This is a genomic window from Klebsiella sp. S69 (assembly GCF_016516145.1).
Classification (GTDB): Bacteria; Pseudomonadota; Gammaproteobacteria; order Enterobacterales; family Enterobacteriaceae; genus Klebsiella; species Klebsiella oxytoca.
On sequence record NZ_JACVUU010000027.1, the window covers coordinates 38,768 to 60,201 of the forward strand.

Here is a 21,434-nt window from a genome sequence, read left to right on the forward strand (position 1 = left end):
TTACAGCCAGTTCTTGCGCTTAAAGTACAGATAGGGCGCCAGGCCAGCGAGCATCATAAAGACAATCGCGCCGGGATAGCCAAAGCTCCAGTGCAGCTCAGGCATAAACTCAAAGTTCATGCCATAGCTGGAAGCCACCAGGGTCGGCGGCAGGAAGACGACGGAGACGACCGAGAAGATCTTGATGATGCGGTTCTGCTCAATGTTGATAAAGCCCATCGCCGCCTGCATCAGGAAGTTGACCTTCTGGAACAGCGATTCATTGTGCGGCAGCAGGGATTCGATATCTCGCAGGATTTCGCGCGCCTGCTCCAGCTGCCCTGCCGGCAGACGGGCCTTGCGTACGAGGAAGTTCAGCGCGCGCTGGGTATCCATCAGACACAGGCGGACTTTCCAGCCGATATCTTCCTGTTCCGCCAGCGTAGAGAGCGCCTCGTCGTAATCATCGCCCTGACGACCTTCCATAATCACCCGGCTAAGCTTTTCCAGATCGCTGTAGATGTTTTCGATTTCATCCGCCAGCTGCTCGATTTTGGTTTCGAACAGATCCAGCAGCAGCTCGTAGGCGTTGCCGTCCACCATCGACTGGTTGCGGGCGCGCATGCGATACAGGCGGAAAGCGGGCAGCTCCCGCTCGCGCAGGGTGAACAGACGGCCTTCGCGGATAGTAAACGCCACGGTAGAGTTACCGGCGTGATCCTCAGCATCTTCAAAAAAGAAAAATGAGTGGATATGCAGACCGTCTTCATCCTCAAAGAAACGCGCTGACGCTTCGATGTCTTCCAGCTCCGGGCGCGTCGCCAGGTTCTGGCCCAATTCCGTTTGCACACGGCTTCGTTCATCGTCGTCAGGCTCGACCAGATCGACCCACACCGAACTGGCGAGGTGCTTGATCTCGTCGGCTTCCAGACGCGTTAAGCGATTGTTTTCCAGTTGAAATGCGCTCAGCATGACCGGGACTCCCAATGCAAAAAATTATCGGACAGTTCGGTGGGCACACAGAAACAATTTGGGTTTCAGACCATTAAGCCTGACTCAGAGCGACGGGAATAGAACGGGTCGCCGACAACCGCTAAGGCTATCAGCATAAGAGGATAGCCTTAGGAGTTGTTCCTGATGGGCAGGAAATTGAGCCAGCATCTACTGGGTGTGTCCAAGGCGAATGTCCTCTTAGCGTAATCGTGCGCGCATGTTACGCCAGCGCAAAAACGGCGTCAACACGCAACGGAACGCTAAAGAGCAAATCAAGCTCCTTAACGTATAAAGGTAGCAGAATATTACAAAATAATGATATTTTTCTTACTGTTACACTGTTTCCAGCCGGGCATACGCCGCGACCAGCCATTTGATCCCCTGCCCCTGAAAGGCAACCTGCAGGCGACTGTGTTCGCCGCTGCCTTCGAGGTTCACAATGGTGCCTTCACCGAATTTGGCATGGCGGACGCGCTGGCCCAGCTTATAGCCGGTGTCGTTTTCTACCATCGGCGTCCCCATGCGCTGATGGCTGACCGGCCGGCTCACCGTGGCGCGCAGCCGCACCTCTTCCACGCACGACTCCGGCAGCTCGCCGATAAAGCGCGAGGGACGATGATAAACCTCTTTGCCGTACAGGCGACGGGTCTCCGCGTAGGTCAGCGTGAGTTTTTGCATGGCACGAGTTACGCCGACGTAGGCCAGGCGGCGTTCTTCCTCCAGGCGGCCGCCCTCATCAAGCGCCATCTGGCTCGGGAACATCCCTTCTTCCACGCCAACGATAAATACCTGCGGAAACTCCAGCCCTTTCGCCGAATGCAGGGTCATCAGCTGTACCGCATCCTGCCAGGTGTCCGCCTGCCCTTCTCCCGCTTCCAGCGCCGCATGCGAGAGGAACGCCTGCAGCGGCATTAAATCTTCATCTTCTTCGTTGTAGCTAAACTGGCGCGTCGCCGTCACCAGCTCCTCTAAGTTTTCGATACGCGTCTGGCCCTTCTCGCCTTTCTCCTGCTCGTACATCATGCGCAGGCCGGAATCTTTAATGACCCGGTCGGTCTGCACGTGCAGCGGCATGTCGGCTGTCTCCTGCGCCATGGCGTCAATAAGTTCCATAAAACGCTGCAGAGCGCTGGCAGCGCGCCCGGCGAGAACTTTCTCTTTTAACAGCTCGCGACAGGCCTGCCACAGCGTCAGCTGCCGGTCGCGCGAGGTCTGACGCACCACGTCCAGCGTGCGATCGCCAATGCCGCGCGTCGGGGTATTGACCACGCGCTCAAACGCCGCATCGTCGTTACGGTTGGCAATCAGGCGCAGATAGGAGAGCGCATCTTTGATCTCCTGACGTTCGAAGAAGCGCATGCCGCCATAAATACGATAAGGCATGCTGGCCTGCAGCAGCGCCTCTTCCAGCACGCGCGATTGGGCGTTGCTACGATACAAGATCGCGCACTGCTCCAGCGCCCCGCCGTTTTCCTGCCAGGTTTTGATACGATTGACGACAAAACGCGCCTCATCAAGATCGTTAAACGCGCAGTAGAGCGAAATCGGCTCGCCGTCGGCGCCGTCGGTCCACAGCTTTTTCCCCAGCCGTCCGCTGTTGTTCTCAATCAGGGCGTTCGCCGCGCTGAGGATATTGCTGGTCGAGCGATAGTTCTGCTCCAGACGGATAGTTTCCGCGCCGGGGAAGTCGTTGAGGAAGCGCTGGATGTTTTCTACCTGCGCGCCGCGCCAGCCGTAAATCGACTGATCGTCATCGCCAACGATCATTACCTTACCGGTATCGCCCGCCAGCAGTCGGATCCACGCGTACTGAATATTGTTGGTATCCTGGAATTCATCCACCAGGATATTGGTAAAGCGCTCGCGGTAGTGCTGAAGGATATGCGGCTTGTTAAGCCACAGCTCGTGGGCGCGCAGCAGCAGCTCGGCGAAGTCCACCAGCCCCGCGCGATCGCAGGCTTCCTGATAGGCCTGGTAAACCTTCTGCCAGGTCTGCTCAACCGGATTACCGTAGCTCTGAATATGATGCGGGCGCAGCCCTTCATCTTTTTGGCCGTTGATGTACCACATCGCCTGCCGCGGCGGCCACTGCTTCTCATCGAGATTCATCGCCTTAATCAGGCGCTTAAGCAGGCGCAGCTGATCTTCGCTGTCGAGGATCTGGAAGTCCTGCGGCAGCCCGGCGTCAAGGTGATGAGCGCGCAGCAGACGGTGCGCCAGACCATGGAAAGTGCCGACCCACATACCGCCCTGAGTGGTGCCCATCAGTTGACCAATACGATGACGCATTTCCGCCGCCGCTTTGTTGGTAAAGGTCACCGCCATGATGGAGTAAGGGGAACAGTTCTCAACGCTCAGCAGCCAGGCGATGCGGTGTACCAGGACGCGCGTCTTGCCGCTGCCCGCTCCTGCCAGAACCAGCATATTAGTACGTGATGCCGCAACGGCTTCACGCTGTTTGTCATTGAGGCTGTCGAGCAGGTAAGAAACGTCCATTGGCACCGCCGGAAATGAGGCGCCCGGCAACGTTTGGCTCGCCGGGCTACTGTTAATTTATACAGAACTACTGACGATTATATCAGCGAGGTCAGAGATGCCAACCGTGAAATTTCGATGTGCGGTAGCAGGCGGCCATCGGCGGCGCGCATCAGGTCTGCGCCCTGCGGTTTGATCCAACAGGCCTGCATGCCGCAGCGAATAGCGCCTGCGACATCGGTCGTCAGATCGTCCCCGACGTGCAGAATCTGCCCCAGAGGAAGCTCCAGCCGCTCCGCTGCGAGATGATACATATCGGCAAAGGGCTTAGAGCGTCCGTCAGGGCCCGCGCGCAGCACGAAGCGGAAGTAGTCGCTCAGGCCAAAGAGTTCCGGCTGGGCGTTGCCGTTGGTAATGGCCACCAGCGGCCACTTTTCCGCCAGCTGCGCCAGCGTATCGTGCGTCTCCTGCGGAACGTCAATCAGGCTGCGCCAGTGAGCGAAATTCGCCATCGCTTCATCGGCCCCCGTTTTCGCCAGCGTCGCTGAAAGCCCGGCGTTGATCATCCCCAGCTCCAGCGCGCGGCGGCGCCATTCGGTCACATCGTGGTAAATTTCCGGCTCTGACGCCAGCAGCGTCTGGCGCAGCCGGTTAAGCTCGCTGGCGTCAAATTGGCTCAGAGAAGGGTGGTAGCTGCGCACAAAGCTCAGCGACTCATGCAGCGTCCGGTCAATCACCGGGCGGTTGTCATAAAGGGTATCGTCCAGGTCAAACGTCAATGCTGAAATCTGGCCCAGAGGTCGGTAAAAACGCATCATTTCCCCCGTTTGGCGCGCGGATGTGCCGCATCGTACACCGACGCAAGGTGTTGAAAATCGAGATGGGTATAGATTTGAGTGGTGGAAAGGTTAGCATGGCCCAGCAGCTCCTGCACCCCGCGCAGATCGCCGCTCGACTCCAGCATATGGGTCGCGAAGGAGTGGCGCAGCTTATGCGGGTGCACGTGGCTGTTGAGCCCCTGCTTTATGCCCCATTCGGCAAAGCGCTTTTGCACGTTACGCGCGGAAATTCGCTTCCCCAGTTTAGATAAGAACAGGGCGTCCTCATCGGCGCCGAACAGTCCGCGCAGATCGAGCCAGTGCTCAATCCACACCACCGCATTGCGGCCAATCGGCAGGCGGCGCTCTTTGCTGCCTTTGCCCATCACCCACACCTCGCCGGATTCCAGATCGAGGTGCTTAATATCGAGATTCACCAGCTCCGAAAGACGCAACCCCGCGCCGTACATCACTTCCAGCATCGCCCTGTCGCGTACCGCCAGCGGATCGTTGAGATCGATATCCAGCAGCCGATTAACGTCGTCGACGTCGATATTTTTCGGTAGATGGCGGGGTATTTTCGGCGCCGAAATCCCCTTCGCCGGATTCGCGGCCAGTTCGCCCTGGCTCACCAGCCAGTCAAAGAAGCTGCGTAAGGCGGAGAGACGTAAGGCCAGGCTGGCAGGCCCCAGCCCCTGACGACGGCTGCGCACCGCCAGGCTACGGACCTGGGCGGCATCACACTGCTGCCATCTTTTCAGCCCGGCGCTATCCGCCAGCGCGATAAGCGTTTCCAGCTGGCGGCGATAGTTCAGCAGCGTTATCGGGCTCAGCTGACGCTCGACGCCGAGATAGCGTAAGAAGCGTTCTACGGGAGCAAACAGAGGCGAGTCGGTCATGCGCGTTCAATCCAGCGCTCCAGCAATCCCGGGAGCATCGACGCGATTTCCTGCAATAGCTGCGTTCCCTGCCCTTGCTGATAGTGCTGGGGGTCGCGACTGCTGAATATCATCACTCCGGGGGCGTCGTCTCCCCCCAGCAGCGACATCGCCACCGATCCGATGGCTTTAGCTTCCGGCAGCACGACCAGCAGCTCGGGACCGTTTAAAGCGCCAAGATAATGGCGCTGTTGCCCAAGACGCTGAATGCGAATAGGCTCAAACGCCTGACGGCTTATCGCCAGATGGGTGAATTTGGAAGGCGCGCCGAGCCGCCAGCGGTCGGGAAACAGGCGCACCGTGGCGCCCGCCAGACCCAGCTCGCGCGCCCAGCGATGAAAGCGGTTCAGCATTTCGTCAAGGCTATCGGCCGCCGCCAGCCGCGTTTGCAGGTGAAACAGGCGCTGAAACAGGCTTTCGTTAGCCGTCGCCTGCTCCATCAGCAGCGTCATATTTTCTTCCAGCACGTTGATATGGTTCCGCGCCCGCGCCATGTGCCACTCCACCAGCGAGACCGAACCACGCACCGGATGCGGCACCGACATGTGCTCCACCAGCGCCGCATTACGAATAAAGAATTCAGGATGTTGCAACAGATAGTCCACCACTGCGCGATCGTTTAGCTCGCTGGCAAGTTCCTGTTGTTCTTCCCCGACTTGTTTCATAAATGAATAAATCCGTCATAGACATGTGCCGCCGGGCCAGTCATATACAACGGTTGGCCCGGACCTTTCCAGGCGATATCCAGACGCCCGCCGGGTAATTCCACGCGGACCTCCTCGCCCAGTAATCCCTGCTGGATACCGACTGCCGCCGCCGCACAGGCGCCGCTGCCGCAGGCCTGAGTTTCCCCCGCACCGCGTTCATACACGCGCAGGCGAATATGAGAGCGGCTGATCACCTGCATAAAGCCGATGTTCGCCCGCTCCGGGAAGCGCTCGTGGTTTTCCATCACCGGGCCGAGCGTTTCCACCGTCGCGGTTTCCACATCATCAACCTGGATAACGCAGTGCGGGTTACCCATCGACACCACGCCGCACAATACTGTCTGTTCAGCGGCGCGCATAATATAGGTCTTTTCCGCTTTGTTGGCGCGGAACGGCACCTGGGACGGTTCGAAGTTTGGCTCACCCATATTGACGCGCACCAGATCGTCTTCCGTGACGCTTAATACCATACGGCCATTCGAGGTACTGACGCGGATATCACGTTTATTGGTCAGGCCTTTCAGACGCACAAAGCGGGCGAAACAGCGCGCGCCGTTGCCGCATTGCGCCACTTCGCTACCGTCGGCATTGAAGATACGATAGTGGAAGTCGAGCTCCGGATCGTAAGGCGGCTCCACCACCAGCAGCTGATCGAAACCCACGCCAAGATGCCGATCCGCCAGACGACGGATCAGTTCAGGTGAGAAAAAAACATTCTGCGTTACTGCGTCAACGACCATAAAGTCGTTACCCAGGCCATGCATTTTAGAGAACTGCATTTTCTACTCCAGCTGCGCGGAACTGTCAGTAATTCACCTGGGTCGGGCCACCGCTATCGCCGCGATCGTTACGATCCGGCGTAGAGCTCTGGATACCGCTATCAACCGGCTTAGTCGGCGGAGGCGCCGTTTTATCCGCTGGCGGGAAGTAAAGCGGCCCTTTCAGACCACAGCCGCTAAGGCTGAGAACCGCTAATAAAACGGCAAGCGCTGGGAAAACGTTTTTCATGGATAGTTGCCCGTGATTCATTCTTACTGCTTTCTATCATCGCAGGAGAAGACGTAAAAGCAAGCGTTTAGGGCAGCTTTATGAAATCTGAAAAGCGGCTTTTCACCAGAGTTACGGCGCAAAAGCGTTGCCAGTGACACTCTGGTGATTCAATTTATCTGAGCTCACTGCCAGCATTTTTTTAGCACCTGTATCGATTGCACAATATCCGCTTCCATGACGCCAGCGAACCCAAGCACAATACCGTAATGGTGGTCGCTTTCCGGCGTATCGGGGATCCACAGCGCGCTCAGCGGCGTAATTTCAACGCCTGCCGCCTGGGCCTGGCTAACAAGCCGATTTTCCGTTTCGGCGCTATCCAGCGTAATCGCGGCATGTAGCCCCGAGGCCACTTCGGGCATCACGCCAATATGGCTCAGATGCTGGTTCCACTCGGCCAGCAGCAGATCGCGGCGGCTTTTACTGATTCTGCGCATTCGACGAATATGGGGCTGGAAATGACCTTCGGTAATAAAGCTCGCCATCACCTGCTGGTCGTTCATTGGCGGCTGGCGGGTGGACAACGTGCGCAGCAGGTTCAGTGGTTCCACAAGCTGTTGCGGAACTACCATGTAGCCCAGGCGTAGCGCGGGATACATCACTTTGGAAAACGAACCGATATAAATAACCCGGTGGCGATTATCCAGCGCGGCGAGCGGCATTAACGGCGTGCCGTCATAGCGATACTCACCGTCGTAATCATCCTCCATAATCCACGCCTGATGCTTTCTGGCCCACTCCAGCAGCATCATGCGCCGCGAAAGTGAGAGCGTGGCGCCCGTGGGATACTGGCATGACGGGCTAACGTAGACCATCCTGGCGTCGGGATAATCCGTCAACTGTGCCGTCTGAAGCCCCTCATCATCAACGTTAATCGCTTTAATATTTAAACCAAGGCAGGAAAATACGCCCGCAGCCGCCCAGTGGCAGGGATTTTCCATAATCACATCCTGTTCAGCGCGCAGCAGTAGCGCGGAGCACAACATAATCGCCTGCTGCGCCCCCAGGGTAATAATCACCTGCGCCGGGTCGCACTTCAGCCCGCGCGAGGTATGCAGGTAGCTGGCGATAAGCTCGCGCAGCTGTAAATCTCCCGCCGGAACGCCGTACCCCATTTGCGCAATGGGTCGCCGCCGCCAGAAGCGGTTTTGCAGGCGCGACCAGGTATCAAACGGAAAATGGTCAATCGCGGGCATGCCAATGCGAAAAGCCTTCGGCGGGCCATCGTGAACAAAATGGCGGTTAAACCTTGCCGTCAGCGGCAGGCGTGAGTCTACGCGTAGGGCTGGAATTTCCGGAACCTCCGGGCCCTCTTCAGCTTCCTGCCCCCGGTAGCGAATATAGGTTCCATCACCCTGTCGGGTTTCAATCAAATCGTCAGCGTATAAACGCTCGTAGACCGAGACCACCGTATTGCGAGAAACGCCCAGCATACGTGCCAGCTCACGCGTCGCAGGCAGCTTCGCCCCGTGGAGGCCGGGCGTGCTCATCATCTTCTCTCTCAGCGCGCGATAGAGTTGCTCGCTACGCTTTCTGCCAGCATCCAGCTTTATTCCCGTTAAATCAAAAGGCAGAGCGATCGACAAATTGGCACCTTAATATCGTGTGTTTTTGGCCCTGTTATACATCCAATGCGGCAATTAGCATAGATGTATTAATACTCATGATGAAAGCAACGTCTTTCATCACTCTCTGAACCCAGAATGATTGAGCCTACTATGTCAGCATCAGAAATCACGATTTTTGCCGCTAAAAAAATCATTACGATGTGTCCAAACCGCCCGGAAACCACCCATGTTGCGGTACGCGGAGATCGTATTTTAGGCACCGGCACCCTTGAGGAACTCACCGGCTTTGGCGAATACCAGCTGGATAATACCTTTGCCGACAAAGTATTAATGCCCGGCCTGATTGAAGCCCATTCGCACGTCACCGGGGGCGGCATGTGGCAGTTCCCGTATGTCGGTTACTACGACCGCCCGGACCATACCGGTAAGGTCTGGAAAGGCTGCCGCTCTTTTGATGATGTCGTCAGCGCCCTACAGGCCGTTGAACGCGAGATGACCGATCCGCATGCCCCGCTGATCGCATGGGGTGTCGATCCTATCTATTTCGGCAGCGAAAAGCTGGGCCGCGAACATCTGGACCGCGTCTCAACCACCCGTCCGGTCGCCGTTATCCATATGAGCATCCACCTGATGGGCGCGAATACCGCCGCGCTGCACGACTGCGGAATATTTGACGACTGCCAGATTGAAGGTGTGGTGAAAAATCAGGACGGTACGCTGCACGGTGAACTGGTAGAATTCGCCGCAATGGGGCCAATCCTGAATAAATATGGTTTCTGGGACGAACTCACCACCGAAATCGCCATTGCTAATTTCGGTCAGGAAGCATTTCGTGCAGGCTGCACCAGCGCTGCTGATATGGGTCTGACCGATTTCAGCAATCCCGAGCTGATGACCAACTACATCCGCATGACCCGTGAAGCGGACTTTCCGATTCGTCTGCTGGTGGCCTACGGCCCTCCTTTCGTGAAAAAACCCTTCCAGGAAGCGCTGGATTTTGCCCCGGACGTCATGCGTCACGGGCACGAAAAAATGCACTTCGGCCCGATGAAAATCTTCCTCGATGGTTCTATCCAGGGCGGTTCAGGACGGATGCTGGAGCCCTTCTATTATCTGGATGGCCACAACGGCGCGTGGAACGCTACGCCGGAAGAGGTGGAACAGCAGGTCTACGACATTATGTCCCGCGGCTACCAGGTTCACTGCCACTGTAACGGCGATGAGGCCTCGGAAGCGTTCATTAAAGCCGTCGAGAAAACCCTGAATCGTATTCCGGCGGTTAACCACCGCGCGGTGATGCAGCACGCGCAGATGCTGCGTGAAGATCAGTTCAAACGCATCAAAGCGATGGGGATGGGCGTGAACTTTTTCAGCAATCACGTCTATTACTGGGGCGATCAACACTACAGCAAAACCATGGGCCCGGAGCGCGCGATGCGTATGGACGCCTGCGGCAGCGCGGTACGCCACGGTATACCTTTCGCCTTCCACAGCGATTGCGGTATCACCCCCATCAACCCGCTGTTCACCGGATGGTGCGCGGTTAACCGCCTGACGGCTTCCGGACGTGTACTGGGCGAAGCGGAGAAGATTACCGTCGATCAAGCGCTGTACGCGATGACTCTGGGCGCAGCATGGACCATGAAAATGGACCATCTGATCGGCAGCATTGAGTGCGGTAAATACGCCGACTTTACCGTTCTGGAAGACGATCCTCAGACCATTGAGCCGATTCAGCTCAAAGATGTGAAGGTATGGGGCACCGTGCTGGGCGGTAAGAAACAGCAAATCCAGTAATCCTGTTGCGAACATTATCCACCCGGCGTCGTCGTCGGGCGGATAGCTATTGCACAAAATCATTCAAGTTGCATCAATGCGGCAACTAAGAGAATCCCCTGGCGCTTACTACAGTAAGTGACTGGAATGAACGCAGGCAGCCAACGCAGGGGCAGCTTGAAGGATGATGTGTAGATGCCTGAAATTAACCACAGAACACTATCATGACGACAAATTCAGTAATTAACTCTGCGGGCATGTCGCACAATGCATCCGCCGAAACGGCAATGAAATGGTTGCCGCTGCTGGTACTGTGCCTCGCGCAGCTCTCAACATCCGGCGATAATGCAACGTTGAGTATCGCTACCGGTGCACTGGTCAAAGACCTGCACGCGTCAATGGATCTCATCAGCATTGCCAACGCGATGTACTCGCTGGCCGCGGGTTCTCTGATGGTTGCTGCCGGGATGGCCGGGCTGATCGTAGGCTGGAAGAAAACGTTCCGTATCGGCTGCGCGCTGCTATTCCTCGCCGAGCTGACGGCCTATTTTTCACCAAACATGCTGGTCTTCACCTACGGCGCCCGCCTGCTTTCCGGTATTGGCGGGAGCTTTATGATCCCTTCGGTGCTGGGGCTTATCGCCAGTAACTATAAAGGCGGGCAGCAGGCGATCGCCTTTGGCGCTATCGGCGCGGCAAGCGGGGTCTCTTTTGCCGCAGGTCCGCTGATTTGCGGTCTGCTGGTTGACCACCTCGGCTGGCGCGCGGCCTTTGCCGCTATCGCCGGCCTGTGCATCGTGATCTTCTGCGGCTCTTTCCTGGTACCTACGCCGGCAAAACCAGAACGCAAAGTGGTGTTCGATCTGCCGGGCGTCATCCTGACCGTTATCGGCCTGTTCAGCGTAATCCTCGGCTTCCTGAAAGTCTCAAGCTGGGGCCTGTTCACGCCGTTCAACGCGCCATTCACCGTGATGGGCCTCAGCCCGGCGCCGTTCCTGGTGCTGTTTGGCCTGATCGTCCTGGCGATTATGCTAAAGTGGGAACGCCATCGCGAAGCCACTACAGGCAGCGCGCTAATCCCGTTGTCGTTCCTCGCTACGCCGCAGGTGCGTAACGGCCTCTATCTGACGGCATTTATCTTCCTCGCCTACGGTTCCGGTATTTTTGTGACCGTGAGTTTCGTGCAGGTTGTCGCCGGACTGAACGGTATTGAAACCGGCTTGCTCATTCTGCCGTTTGCGCTGGGCGTCGTGGTCTTTTCTCTGGGGCTGCCGATCGTCTGGAAAAATGCGAATCCGAAACGGATGTGCCAAAGCGCGTTGTTAATCGGCACGCTGGGTTCAGTTTTGTGCATCTTTGGCTTCGGCCCGTCCGATTTCAGCGCAATCGTGCCGGTAGGGATGTGTCTGATTGGCGTCAGTATGGGCATTGTTTCCGCCTACTCCAGCTATATTGTCACCAGCGCCCTGCCGGCGCGAGATGCGCAACAGTCCGGCGGCGTCCAGGCAACGTCGCGTAACGTCGGCCAGGCAATCGGCGTAGCGGTCTGCGGCATGGTGATGCTAACGGCAATCACCATGACGGTGCAGAATATGGCAAGTAAAGACGCTTCGCTGAGCCTGGATACGCAGCAGAAGGTGGCAAATATTTCCGTTATCCCTTATCTCAGCGATACCGGCTTCTCAAAGCTCATGCTGGATCAAGGGGTCAATAAGAAGGATGTATCCGAACTAAGCCGGGTGTATAAAACTGCCCGTCTGAAAGCCACGCGAGCGGGTATGATCGCTACTGCAGTTATGACGCTGCTATTTTTATTCGGGACACGTAATCTCCCTGTCCGCGCCAAAGGTTCCGCTGACGCTACAGGAGAAGAGCCGCGTGCCAGGAAGTCGAAAATCTAAATTAAACGCTAAAAATAACTAATATCAACGCGCCCCTTTTGCAAGGAAGGGCGCGTTTTGTCGTTTCTATCAAGAAGGAACAATCTGTGACCAACAACCCTACATCAACAAGCTGGTTACCTTTGATTGTCTTATGTTGCGCACAGTTTCTGGCTTCTGCCGACAATGTGACGTTAAGCATCGCCACGCAGGCGCTAATGAATGATCTGCACGCCACGCTTGGGCAGGTCAGTACGGCAAATACGATGTACCCGCTGATTGCAGGCACGTTTATGGTGGCGGGGGGAATGCTGGGGTGTATCTGGGGTTGGCGGATGCTGTTTCGCATTGGATGCATGATATTTATCCTCGCCGAAGCCTGCGCCTATTTTTCGCCATCGATAACGCTCTTTACGTGGGGGGCTCGTCTGACCGCTGGGGTTGGCGGAAGCCTGATGATACCCGCCGTTTTTGGCCTGATCTCTGCACTATATCAACAGCGACGGCGGGTTGCCGCATTTGGCGCGCTGGGCGCCTCCAGCGGCATTTCTTTCGCCTGTGGGCCGATTTTATGCGGATATTTGCTGGACCACGTCGGCTGGCGCATCGCATTTGCCTCGCTTGGCCTGCTGGCGCTACTTATCCTGCTCTGCTCAACCATCATCCCGGCATCAAAAAATAATCGTGCAGCTATTACCTTCGATACCCCAGGTTTCCTGTTAGGCACTCTGGGTCTGTTCCTGACGATTTTCGGTATTCTGCGCATCCCGATCTGGGGACTAGTTATGCCCTTCGACCCGGCAGTAAGCGTTCTCGGCCTGAGCCCCGCCCCTTTCGTCATCCTCTGCGGCCTGATGGTGCTGCTGATGATGCTGCGCTGGGAACGTCATTTTGAAGCCACCACCGGCAACGCTTTGCTCCCCGCTGTTTTCCTGAAAACTCGCCTGGTGCGGCACGGGCTCTATCTCACCGGTTGGATCTTTTTTGCGTACAGTTCAGCTATTTTCACCGTGGTGAGTTTTGCACAGATTGTCAAAAACGTCTCAGCGATGGAAACAGGGCTGCTGATACTCCCTTTTGCGATATGCCTCGCCGCCTGTTCGCTTGGCCTGCCGCTGTTTATTCAGCAGCGAAATCCTCGCCGTCAGTGCCAAATGGGGCTGACAGCGGGAATCGCCGGCGCTCTGGTAGCCGCAGGGGCGCTCCATGTAACGGGTTTTACTCCGATCATGATGGCATCAGGGCTTTGTTTGATCGGCGCAGGAATGGGCACTATTGCAGCCAACGCTCCGATGCTGGTCACCACTGGCGCAGGGAGTCGGCATGCTGAACAGTCCGGCGGCGTTCAGGCCGCGTCGCGCGATATCGGACAAGCTTTAGGAATGGCGTTGATCAGTACTGTTATGCTCACGGTACTGACCTTCCTGATGAAATATCAGGTACAGCACGACCTGGCAATTACCCCGCTCGCGAGACAAATCATCAGCCATCTCACGTTTATCCCCTGGACTAGCGATCGTACCTTCCGTCAGCTCATCCAGACACAAAACCTGGCGCCTGCCGATATTTATAGCCTTCTCCAACATTATCAACTGAGCAGGATGCAGAGCGCGCGCTATGGGCTTCTGGCGATGGCGATCGCAACGTCTATGCTGCTTATCCGCCTCCGCCATCTGCCGAAGTCGTCGTAGTTTGCGCTATACTGCCGCCACTATCAAAAAAGCGGGAAAGAACCATGAACGACAGTGAATTCCATCGCCTGGCCGATACCCTGTGGATGACCATCGAAGAACGCCTTGACGACTGGGACGGCGACAGCGATATCGACTGTGAAATCAACGGCGGCGTACTGACTATCAGTTTTGAAAACGGCAGCAAGATTATTATCAACCGTCAGGAACCGCTACACCAGGTGTGGCTGGCAACGAAACAAGGCGGCTACCATTTCGACTTAAAAGGCGACGAGTGGGTATGCGACCGCAGCGGCGAAACCTTCTGGGATCTGCTGGAACAGGCGGCGACCATGCAGGCCGGTGAAGCGGTGAGTTTTCGCTAAGAGAGCGTGATACGAATTCCCCGGATTGCGGCTAACGCCTTATCCGGGTTACAAAAATCCCTATCGCCCTGTAGCACGGGCAAGCGCAGCGCCCCCGGCAAGTCCACCCGTAGAAGATTTCAAACCTATCACACCCTCAAGGCCCGCAGTTCAGGCTCAGGAGTAGTGCTGTAGCATTGGCGATGAAGCAGCATCCTGACCGGCTGAAGCGGTGGCAGCGGCAATCACCTGGCTGCGGAACGGAATCACCTGCTCGCGACCATCAACGTCGACGATTTGATAAAACTGCGGCAGGTTAAAGTTGATAAAGCTGGAACCGTAGGTAAAACGATCATGGGATGAAGAGTAGAAGCGGCTGACGTCGCGCACCAGCTCCTCTTTGCTACCTTCGCAGTGGTGATACACCTCGGCGCGGTTGCTCTCATCGAGGATATAGATGTTAAAACCGTTATCGTTATCCGCATCTTCGAAGAAGAACTGAATAATCCCTTCGCTGGCAAAGCCGTCCACTACCTGCGGCAGCCTGACGTGGTTAGTTTCCACCTGCACCGACAGCCCGTGCAATTTGTTATGGGAAATCGCGCCATAGAATTCGATGGCGTTTTCCAGTTTCTGAACCGAAACGTTAAGACGCTCGAAGAACAACCCCCAGGTCTGCCCGGAAACGCGTAGCGCTTTAAAGCGGCCGGTATCCTGACGGGTGCTGGAAAGACGCAGCTCAACGCATTCAGACACCAGCTGCTGTACGCGAGTGCGGATCAGACCGCGCAGATGCTGGCTATAGCAGAAAACCTCCACGCTATCCGGCGGCGCGGCGTCCTGGTGCATCTTGCCAAGAATGGTTTTCAGCGCTTCGATCATCGCCTGCTCGCCGTTAAAGTGCAGCGTACGCACCTCGTTCCACGAGTTGCGGTACAGCAGGTCGATGCTGCCAATCAGGCACTTTTGCTCTTCGCCGAAGCTGAAAACATCCAGCTTGCGGAAGTCAAAATGCACCACCTGATTGCGGAAGGCCGCCGTCGGGTCATATTCCAGGTTGACGATAATCGCCAGATGGCGGATTTCGCACGGACTGTACAGCGCTTTCGGCGTCGGAGAAGGCAGACGCAGCGGGAAGTGATGCGCCACATCGGCCACCATCTCCTGCAGCTTCGCCAGATCGACAATGCCGTTGCCCTTAATAAACAGGCGCGTACGTGACGTCAACAGGCCGTTAAACCAGGCCCAGGCCACCAGCTTATTAAGATAACGGTTATATTCCAGCGGCTGATGGCTGATGATCGATTCCATGTCCGGCGCCCGGTTATAGACATACCAACCGGTGCGGTTGGCGCGGCCCGGCGGCACGTGGATAAAGGTCAGATTCGGCTCAGACAGATCCGGTGAAATTTGCGGGTTTACCAGGGTGACTTTCCCCGGCAGCGCTTCAAAGGCGGCGTACAGCTTACGCGTCAGCACGCCAATATCCTGCGGGCTGGCGGAAACGCTCAGGTTATTGCGGCGCGCAAAACGAATCAGGTTGCGATAGCTCTGCATCATCGCATCAAGCAGTTCGTTGTGCGCTTTACGGACTTCGTCGATCTTCCAGTTGGCCCGGTTGTCGAGCATCATCAGACGCTTTTCATCCCAGCCCCACTCTTTCACCAGGTGACTGACGACTTCGCGACGCCAGCCGACGCAGGCGCGCTCGCGGCTCAGCTTCTCGCAGACTTTTAAATAGAAACATCGACGCACCAGATCGAGGCGCGTTTCATCTTCGATGGCCTGCAGATAGAGCGTCACGCGCTCCAGCATCATGCAGTAAGGATCGAGGCCAAACGAAACGATTTCACCGTCATGCAGACGCTGTTTGATATCTTTCGCCAGCAGGCGGTTATTGGGGTACTCCCAGGAGTACGCTTCCAGCAGCAGCGTTTTCAGCACGGCCTTATAGGGCGAGTCGATGCTTTTATACAGTTGCCAGAGGCTGGCGCCGAAGTACTCTTCGGCCGACAGAGAACTCAGGCCGCCGAGATCCAGCCATTCATTCGGCGTCAGTACGCCCTGCGCGTAGAGGCTCATGACGTAATCGTCGTAATGCTCTTCTTCATCGCACGGCACCATATTCCACAGAATACGTTTGCCGGCAAGGCGCACCGCGGTACGGTAAAACTCATCCAGCAGCAGGATATGCTGGGTGGAGCCGCAGTCTTCGCCGCCCAGGCTGCCGCTTTCGTTATGACGGAAGCGGTTTTCGTCGATCAGGAAGAAGCTGACCTCGACGCCCAGCGATGCCGCCCAGCTCTCCAGCAGGCTACATTTACGCTGCAGCAGCTGACGCTCTTCAGTGTCAAGCCAGGACTGGTGGCAAACCCAGATATCCAGGTCAGACGAACAGCTTTGGCCGACGGAAGATGTGCTGCCCATAGAGTAAAGGCCGGTGATCGGCAGCTCGCCTTTCGGCGGCTCCTTGGCCAGCATGCCACGGTTGAGCTCGAGCTCATCAAGATAGTGACGTTGGGTTTCATCAGGCGTGTAGAGGCAAATGCCACGGGGAACGTTACCGTCAAGGTAACCCGGCATCAGCGGATGATGATAATGTAGTAATGTCGGCAGTAGACTGTAAACCTGCTGGAAAGCGGGTCCCATGGCAGCAAGGGCGCGATCCACGCGCAATTGGTTGATGGCATCCAGTCTCTGTTTCAGTGTCTCAATATAGAGGTACAAGACATATCGCCTGATGTTCAAAAACCCGACGTACAATAGTACGGAGAGTTTCAGTATTTCAACAAAAACCGTCACCATTCGTCGTCGGTGTGGTTGTGGTGAACTGCTGACTGACAAATGGTTTAAAACGTGATCAATCTAACACCTTGCTGATTGACCGTAAAGAAAGATGCGCTACATACAAGTGTAGCACCCTTTACTACGTGTAAATTCTTCACTACGTTTGCGGCAACCCGCAAACGCATGAAAGGCTAAAAAGATGGCCGCGACCCTTAACCCCACAAAACTAACATCCCTAAGACAACAATGTTAGGATGGTTAGTGGTCGACAATGACGGTAACAAGCATGTTAGACAAAGTTTTGAGAATTGCCACACGGCAAAGCCCGCTTGCGCTATGGCAGGCACATTATGTGAAAGAGCGTCTGGAGTCCTGCCACCCGGGGCTTTCCGTTGAACTGGTGCCTATGGTCACCCGCGGCGACGTGATCCTTGATACGCCCCTTGCAAAAGTGGGCGGTAAGGGTCTGTTTGTGAAAGAGTTAGAGCTGGCAATGCTGGAAGGCCGCGCCGACATCGCCGTCCATTCGATGAAAGACGTACCGGTGGAGTTTCCCGCAGGGCTTGGGCTGGTGACCATCTGCGAGCGTGAAGATCCGCGCGATGCGTTTGTCTCAAACCACTACGCTTCCATTGATGAACTGCCGCACGGCAGCATCGTTGGCACGTCAAGTTTACGCCGTCAGTGTCAGCTGGCCGCAGCGCGGCCGGATCTCACGATCCGCTCCCTGCGCGGCAACGTAGGCACGCGTCTGGGCAAGCTTGATAGCGGCGAGTATGACGCCATTATTCTTGCCGCCGCAGGGCTTAAACGCCTGAACCTGGAGGCGCGTATTCGTCAACCGCTATCGCCGGAGCAATCGCTGCCCGCCGTTGGCCAGGGCGCGGTCGGCATCGAGTGTCGCCTTGACGACGAATGGACCAAAGCGCTACTGGCCCCGTTAAATCATACGGAAACGGCCATACGCGTACGCGCTGAACGGGCGATGAACACCCGGCTAGAAGGCGGCTGTCAGGTGCCGATCGGCAGCTATGCCGAACTGATCGACGGTGAGCTATGGCTGCGCGCGCTGGTTGGCGCGCCGGATGGCTCACAAATGGTGCGCGGCGAGCGGCGCGGCCGTGCGGAAGAAGCAGAAACGCTCGGCGTTTCTCTCGCCGAAGAGCTTCTGAATAACGGCGCACGTGACATTCTTGCCGTCGTCTATGCAGGAGAAGGTCCACAATGAGTATCCTGGTCACCCGTCCGCTGCCGCAAGGCGAAGAGTTAGTCAGCCGCCTGCGCGCGCTGGGGCGCGTGGCCTGGAGCTTTCCGCTCATTGAATTTACCCCTGGACGTCAGCTTCCTGAGCTGGGCGGCCAGCTGGAAAACCTCGCGGCTGGCGATTTGCTCTTCGCACTGTCCCAGCACGCCGTTGAGTTTGCCCACTCTCGCCTCCAGCAGCAAAGGCTGCGCTGGCCTTCGGCGCCTGACTATTTTGCCATTGGCCGCACCACCGCGCTGGCCCTGCATAAAGTCAGCAATCGTCATGTTCGCTATCCGTTAGATCGGGAAATCAGCGAAGTCTTGCTACAATTACCTGAATTACAAAACATTGCGGGGAAAAGAGCGCTCATCCTGCGCGGTAACGGCGGGCGGGAATTACTCGGTGACACGCTTCGCGAACGCGGTGCTGATGTCACTTTTTGTGAATGTTATCAACGTAGTGCAAGGCACTATGATGGCGCAGAAGAAGCAATGCGCTGGCAGTCTCGCGGTATTTCAACGCTGGTCATTACCAGCGGCGAGATGCTGCAGCAGCTCTGGACGCTGATACCACAGTGGTATCGCGAACGTTGGCTCCTGAGCTGTCGCATTTTAGTTGTCAGTGAACGTCTGGCCGAGCAGGCCAGAGAATTGGGCTGGCAGGATATCCAGGTTGCCGATAGCGCCGACAACGATGCGCTGCTACGCGCATTACAATAACTCTCAACATTGGAAGCCATAATGACGGAACAACAGAATCAATCCGCCGTGGTTGAAGAGACCAGGGAGGCCGTGGACACGACGTCACAGCCAGAAAATAACGTAGAAAAGAAAAACGGCGGCAGTAAAACCAGCCTCGCGCTGAGCGCAATAGCTATTGCTATCGCCCTCGCCGCTGGCATAGGTCTTTATGGCCTGACGAAGACCCAGGCAACCCGCCAGAGCGAAGCCAGCGCCGGGCTATCCAGCCAGATCGCCGCGCTGCAAAAAGCCCAGGAAAGCCAAAAAAGCGAACTCGAAGGCATTATTAAGCAGCAGGCCGACCAGTTGACGGAAGCGCAGCGTCAGCAGGAGGCTCTGGCGAAGAAGCTGGAAGAAGTTCAGGAGAAGGTTGCGGTTATTTCCGGCAGCGACGCAAAAACCTGGCTGCTCGCGCAGGCGGATTTCCTCGTGAAACTGGCCGGACGTAAGCTGTGGAGCGATCAGGACGTAACGACCGCTGCCGCGCTGCTGAAAAGCGCCGACGCCAGCCTCGCCGATATGAACGATCCGAGCCTGATCGCCGCGCGTCGCGCCATTACCGACGATATTGCCTCGCTTTCTGCCGTGAGTCAGGTCGACTACGACGGCATCATTCTGAAGGTGAACCAGCTCGCCAACCAGATCGATAATCTCCGTCTGGCGGACAACAACGATGACGACACGCCGATGGATTCCGATAGCGATGAGCTATCCAGCTCCATTACCGAATGGCGTGTAAACCTGCAAAAAAGCTGGCAGAACTTTATGGACAGCTTTATTACCGTTCGCCGCCGTGATGAAACCGCCGTGCCGCTGCTGGCGCCGAACCAGGACGTCTACCTGCGCGAAAATATTCGCTCCCGTCTGCTGGTCGCAGCGCAGGCCGTCCCTCGCCATCAGGAAGAAACCTACAAACAGGCTCTGGATAACGTCTCGACCTGGGTTCGCGCTTACTACGACACGGAAGACGCCACCACCAAAGCCTTCCTTGAGGATGTGGATAAGCTCAGCCAGCAAAGCATCACCATGAACGTACCGGAAAACCTGCAAAGCCAGGCGCTGCTTGAGAAACTAATGCAGACGCGAGTGCGTAATCTGATGGCGCAGCCGGCTGAACCCCAGACCAGCGCGCCGGCACCTGCCCCTGCACCTGCAGCCCACGCGCCAACGCCTGCGCCACAAGGAGAGTAACGCATGTTGAAAATTCTCTTACTCTTCGCGCTGCTGCTTGCCGGGATTGTGGTCGGGCCGATGATCGCGGGTCATCAGGGCTACGTGCTAATCCAGACCGATAACTACAATATTGAAACCAGCGTGACCGGGCTTGCGATCATCCTGATCCTCACCATGGTGGTACTGTTTGCCATTGAGTGGCTACTGCGGCGGATTTTCCGCACCGGCGCGCACACCCGCGGCTGGTTCGTTGGCCGTAAGCGTCGTCGCGCCCGTAAGCAAACAGAGCAGGCGCTGCTGAAGCTGGCGGAAGGTGATTACCAGCAGGTTGAGAAGCTGATGGCGAAAAATGCCGATCACGCTGAACAGCCCGTTGTGAACTACCTGCTGGCAGCGGAAGCCGCCCAGCAGCGTGGAGATGAAGCTCGCGCTAACCAACATCTGGAGCGCGCTGCTGAATTAGCCGGTGACGATCTGATCCCTGTCGAAATAACCCGCGTACGTCTGCAGCTGGCGCGTAATGAAAACCATGCCGCACGCCACGGTATCGATAGACTGCTGGAGATCACGCCGCGTCATCCGGAGGTTCTGCGCCTTGCCGAGCAGGCCTACATCCGTACCGGCGCCTGGAATTCGCTGCTGGATATCATTCCGTCAATGGCGAAAGCCAACGTCAGCGATGAAGAGCATCGCGCTGAGCTGGAACAGCTGGCGTGGATTGGTCTGATGGATAAAACGCTGGCCGACGGCGGCAGCGAAGGTTTGCGCGACTGGTGGAAAAGCCAGAGCCGTAAAACCCGCAGCCAGGTGGCGCTACAGGTGGCGATGGCGAATCGTCTTATCGAAAGCGACGATCATGATACCGCGCAGCAGATTATTATCGAAGGTCTGAAAAAGCACTATGACGACCGTCTGGTTATGCCGATTCCGCGGCTGAAAACCAATAACCCTGAGCAGCTGGAAAAAGTGCTGCGTCAGCAGCTTAAAACGGTCGGCGATCGTCCGCTGCTGTGGAGTACGCTGGGGCAATCGCTGATGCGCCACGGTGAGTGGCAGGAGGCCAGCATCGCGTTCCGCGCAGCCCTCAAGCAGCGCCCGGATGCGTTTGACTACGCATGGCTTGCGGATACTCTTGACCGCCTGCATCAGCCGGAAGAAGCGGCGACGATGCGTCGCGACGGCCTGCTGTTAACCCTGCAAAACAATCCGCAGCAGTAATGTCACTCTCGCCTCCGCCGGGGGCGAGAATCACTTCCTCTCCCGCCTGAACGT

The 21,434-nt window shown here is 56.8% G+C and carries 18 protein-coding genes; 8 read left to right on the top strand and 10 right to left on the bottom strand.

Translation table 11 applies throughout. The annotated features are described in order from the left end of the window. From corA to IAE27_RS23605, 9 genes are all read right to left on the bottom strand, one after another. Positions 1–951, bottom strand: a complete 951-nt coding sequence (gene corA / locus IAE27_RS23570) for a magnesium/cobalt transporter CorA (protein ID WP_004107687.1) — start codon at positions 949–951, stop codon at positions 1–3. Between the two features lie 149 nt (positions 952–1,100). Next, complete coding sequence (gene ysgD, locus IAE27_RS30000; protein ID WP_349817343.1) at positions 1,101–1,157, bottom strand: YsgD/CorL family protein; 57 nt, start codon at positions 1,155–1,157, stop codon at positions 1,101–1,103. Between the two features lie 148 nt (positions 1,158–1,305). Next, positions 1,306–3,468 carry a DNA helicase II gene (uvrD, locus tag IAE27_RS23575; protein WP_070555259.1) on the bottom strand — a complete coding sequence of 721 codons (2,163 nt, stop codon included), beginning with the start codon at positions 3,466–3,468 and terminating at the stop codon, positions 1,306–1,308. A gap of 77 nt (positions 3,469–3,545) precedes the next feature. Further along, positions 3,546–4,262 carry a 5-amino-6-(5-phospho-D-ribitylamino)uracil phosphatase YigB gene (gene yigB / locus IAE27_RS23580; protein WP_016808215.1) on the bottom strand — a complete coding sequence of 239 codons (717 nt, stop codon included), beginning with the start codon at positions 4,260–4,262 and terminating at the stop codon, positions 3,546–3,548. Beyond that, the gene (gene xerC / locus IAE27_RS23585) at positions 4,262–5,164 is read right to left on the bottom strand and encodes a tyrosine recombinase XerC (protein WP_023329100.1); all 903 of its coding nucleotides are present in this window, start codon (positions 5,162–5,164) and stop codon (positions 4,262–4,264) included. Before xerC ends, yigB begins: the two co-directional genes overlap by 1 nt. Then, complete coding sequence (locus tag IAE27_RS23590) at positions 5,161–5,868, bottom strand: DUF484 domain-containing protein (RefSeq protein WP_004107681.1); 708 nt, start codon at positions 5,866–5,868, stop codon at positions 5,161–5,163. Before IAE27_RS23590 ends, xerC begins: the two co-directional genes overlap by 4 nt. Then, positions 5,865–6,689 carry a diaminopimelate epimerase gene (gene dapF, locus IAE27_RS23595; RefSeq protein ID WP_004107680.1) on the bottom strand — a complete coding sequence of 275 codons (825 nt, stop codon included), beginning with the start codon at positions 6,687–6,689 and terminating at the stop codon, positions 5,865–5,867. The genes IAE27_RS23590 and dapF overlap by 4 nt, the downstream gene beginning before the upstream one ends. 25 nt (positions 6,690–6,714) lie before the next feature. Next, positions 6,715–6,918 (bottom strand): LPS translocon maturation chaperone LptM, encoded by a 204-nt coding sequence (gene lptM / locus IAE27_RS23600; protein ID WP_016808214.1) that lies wholly within the window; start codon positions 6,916–6,918, stop codon positions 6,715–6,717. A gap of 164 nt (positions 6,919–7,082) precedes the next feature. Beyond that, a complete protein-coding gene (locus tag IAE27_RS23605) occupies positions 7,083–8,543 on the bottom strand; it encodes a PLP-dependent aminotransferase family protein (protein WP_070555253.1) in 1,461 nt (486 codons plus the stop codon). A 132-nt stretch (positions 8,544–8,675) separates the two neighbouring features. Here IAE27_RS23605 and IAE27_RS23610 point away from each other — a divergent pair, with 132 nt between their 5' ends. The 4 genes from IAE27_RS23610 to cyaY all read left to right on the top strand — a co-directional run bounded on the left by IAE27_RS23610 (position 8,676) and on the right by cyaY (position 14,237). Then, positions 8,676–10,322, top strand: coding sequence for an amidohydrolase (locus IAE27_RS23610; protein WP_070555250.1), 1,647 nt, complete (start codon positions 8,676–8,678; stop codon positions 10,320–10,322). A gap of 203 nt (positions 10,323–10,525) precedes the next feature. Further along, positions 10,526–12,202 (top strand): MFS transporter, encoded by a 1,677-nt coding sequence (locus IAE27_RS23615; RefSeq protein WP_154022976.1) that lies wholly within the window; start codon positions 10,526–10,528, stop codon positions 12,200–12,202. Between the two features lie 86 nt (positions 12,203–12,288). After that, positions 12,289–13,872: an MFS transporter gene (locus IAE27_RS23620; RefSeq protein WP_070555244.1), complete on the top strand. Its 1,584-nt coding sequence runs from the start codon at positions 12,289–12,291 to the stop codon at positions 13,870–13,872. Positions 13,873–13,916: 44 nt separating this feature from the next. Beyond that, entirely contained in the window at positions 13,917–14,237 is a 321-nt protein-coding gene (cyaY, locus tag IAE27_RS23625; RefSeq protein WP_004107678.1) for an iron donor protein CyaY, read from the top strand. A gap of 156 nt (positions 14,238–14,393) precedes the next feature. Here cyaY and cyaA read toward each other — a convergent pair whose 3' ends face one another. Next, positions 14,394–16,943, bottom strand: coding sequence for a class I adenylate cyclase (cyaA, locus tag IAE27_RS23630; protein ID WP_016808213.1), 2,550 nt, complete (start codon positions 16,941–16,943; stop codon positions 14,394–14,396). A 346-nt stretch (positions 16,944–17,289) separates the two neighbouring features. On the opposite strand from cyaA, the gene hemC reads away from it, so the two are divergent. From hemC to hemY, 4 genes are read left to right on the top strand one after another with little or no spacing between them, the layout of a single operon-like run. Continuing rightward, entirely contained in the window at positions 17,290–18,231 is a 942-nt protein-coding gene (gene hemC / locus IAE27_RS23635; protein ID WP_016808212.1) for a hydroxymethylbilane synthase, read from the top strand. Beyond that, entirely contained in the window at positions 18,228–18,968 is a 741-nt protein-coding gene (gene hemD, locus IAE27_RS23640; RefSeq protein WP_004107673.1) for a uroporphyrinogen-III synthase, read from the top strand. The genes hemC and hemD overlap by 4 nt, the downstream gene beginning before the upstream one ends. 21 nt (positions 18,969–18,989) lie before the next feature. Beyond that, positions 18,990–20,180 carry a uroporphyrinogen-III C-methyltransferase gene (hemX, locus tag IAE27_RS23645; protein WP_004107672.1) on the top strand — a complete coding sequence of 397 codons (1,191 nt, stop codon included), beginning with the start codon at positions 18,990–18,992 and terminating at the stop codon, positions 20,178–20,180. Between the two features lie 3 nt (positions 20,181–20,183). Further along, complete coding sequence (hemY, locus tag IAE27_RS23650; RefSeq protein ID WP_004107671.1) at positions 20,184–21,380, top strand: protoheme IX biogenesis protein HemY; 1,197 nt, start codon at positions 20,184–20,186, stop codon at positions 21,378–21,380. Positions 21,381–21,434: the final 54 nt, after the last annotated feature.